This window comes from Arthrobacter silvisoli (assembly GCF_003369445.1).
In the GTDB taxonomy this organism is placed as follows: Bacteria; Actinomycetota; Actinomycetes; order Actinomycetales; family Micrococcaceae; genus Arthrobacter; species Arthrobacter silvisoli.
The window spans coordinates 1-1,902 of the sequence record NZ_QRCU01000057.1 but is presented as its reverse complement, the minus strand read 5'-3'; the positions used below and the strand labels follow the sequence as shown (position 1 = coordinate 1,902).

Below are 1,902 nucleotides of genomic sequence, written 5' to 3'. Positions count from 1 at the left end.
AGGCCGTTGTTGGGGTTTCGCATCCGTTGGATCCGTTGTCGGGTGAGGAGATTGCGCGGGCGGTGGCGGTTCTTCGTGGGGGTCCGGCTGCTTCGGAGTCGTTCCGGTTTATCAGTGTTGAGTTGCGTGAGCCTTCGAAGGAGGTGTTGCGGGCGGGTGTGCCGGTGGTGCGTGAGGCGGATGCGGTGTTGGTGGACCGTGCGGTGGCGCGCTCGTTCGAGGCGGTGGTGAACCTTGAGGCCGGGACGGTGGAGTCGTGGGTCCAGTTGGGTGAGAAGGTGCAGCCGCCGTTCATGCTGGATGAGTTCGCTGAGTGTGAGGAGGCGTGCCGGAAGGATCCCGGGGTGATCGCGGCGTTGGCCAGGCGGGGTCTGACGGATCTGGATCTGGTGTGTTTCGAGCCGTGGAGTGTGGGGTATTTCGGGGAGGACAACGAGGGCCGGCGCTTGATGCGTGCCTTGGTGTTCGTGCGGGACGAGGCTGATGACAGCCCGTATGCGCACCCGATCGAGAACTTCATTGTGTTCTATGACCTGAACGCCGGGGAGGTCGTGAAGCTTGAGGATGACCAGGTCATCCCGGTGCCTTCGGCGCGGGGGAATTACCTGCCCAAGTATGTGGGTGAGGCGCGGACGGATCTGAAGCCGATCGAGATCACCCAGCCCGAGGGGGCCTCGTTCGAGGTCACGGGCAATCATGTGCGGTGGGCTGATTGGTCTTTCCGGGTCGGGTTCACCCCGCGTGAGGGCCTGGTGCTGCACCAGCTCAGCTTCAAGGACCAGGGCGTGGATCGTCCGGTGATCAACCGTGCCTCGCTTTCGGAGATGGTGGTCCCGTATGGTGACACGGCCCCGGTGCAGGCGAAGAAGAACGCGTTCGATTCGGGTGAGTACAACATCGGCAACATGGCCAACTCCCTGACCCTGGGCTGTGACTGCCTGGGTGAGATCAAGTACTTCGACGGGGTCAGCGTGGACTCGTTGGGTAACCCCTGGACGATCAAGAACGCGATCTGCATGCACGAAGAAGACGACTCGATCCTGTGGAAGCACTTCGATTTCCGGGAGGGCACGGCCGAGACGCGCCGGTCCCGCAAGCTGGTGATCTCCTTCATCGCCACCGTGGCGAACTACGAGTACGCCTTCTACTGGCACCTGTACCTGGACGGGTCCATCGAGTTCCTGGTCAAGGCCACCGGCATCCTGTCCACCGCGGGGCAGCTGCCGGGTGAGAAGAGCCCGTACGGGCAGTCGCTGAACAACGACGGGCTCTACGCCCCGATCCACCAGCACATGTTCAACGTCCGCATGGACTTCGAACTGGACGGGGTGAACAACTCCGTCTACGAGGTCGACATGGAATACCCCGAGCACAACCCCACCCACACCGCGTTCATGGCCGTGGACCGTTTGCTCGAAACCGAACAGGCCGCGATCCGCAAGACCGACCAGGCCAAGCACCGCTTCTGGAAGATCGTCAACCACGAGAAGAAGAACATCGTGGATGAACCGGTCGCGTACCGTTTGATCCCCAAGGACGGCATCCAGCTCGCCGCAGGGGATGAGTCCTACGTCTCCCAACGGGCCCAGTTCGCCCGGAACAACCTCTGGGTCACCGCCTACGACCGGAACGAACGCTTCGCCGCGGGCGAATACCCCAACCAGTCCACCGGCGCCGAGGACGGCCTGCACATCTGGACCCGGAAGAACCGCAACATCGTCGATACCGACCTCGTGCTCTGGTACACCTTCGGCATGCACCACGTCGTGCGCCTCGAAGACTGGCCCGTAATGCCCCGCCAGAACATCGGCTTCCTCCTCGAACCCCACGGCTTCTTCAACCAGAACCCCACCCTGAACCTGCCCACCGAAACCCGCGGCACCACCGGCGGACACTGCAGCA

1 protein-coding gene is annotated in these 1,902 nt (G+C 62.9%); it reads left to right on the top strand.

Annotated features, from left to right (window positions below; all coding sequences use genetic code 11):
* A partial coding sequence (locus DWV11_RS13325) for a primary-amine oxidase (protein ID WP_115789411.1) occupies positions 1–1,902 on the top strand: 1,902 nt, incomplete at both ends.